The organism is Apilactobacillus waqarii (assembly GCF_019061205.1).
Lineage (GTDB): Bacteria > Bacillota > Bacilli > Lactobacillales > Lactobacillaceae > Apilactobacillus > Apilactobacillus waqarii.
The window spans coordinates 1-255 of the sequence record NZ_JAHQYH010000034.1 but is presented as its reverse complement, the minus strand read 5'-3'; the positions used below and the strand labels follow the sequence as shown (position 1 = coordinate 255).

Genomic DNA, 255 nt, shown 5'->3' with positions numbered 1-255 from the left:
ATTTGCGATTGATGAAGTCAATCAAGGGATGGGACGTACTGGTAAATGGTGGTCAATTCAACAATTCGACGGTATTTATCCAGACCTTATGACCGTTGGGAAGTCACTCGCTTCCGGTTTGCCACTAAGTGCGGTCATCGGTAAAAAAGAAATTATCGAATCACTTCAAGCACCAGCAAACGTGTACACAACCGCCGGAAACCCTGTTACCACAGCGGCTGCCATGGCCACAATCGACGTCATCGAAGACGAACA

At 47.5% G+C, this 255-nt stretch carries 1 protein-coding gene; it reads left to right on the top strand.

The window, feature by feature from the left end:
- On the top strand, window positions 1-255 hold a 255-nt coding region (locus KTJ72_RS07075), incomplete at both ends, for an aminotransferase class III-fold pyridoxal phosphate-dependent enzyme (RefSeq protein WP_217304485.1).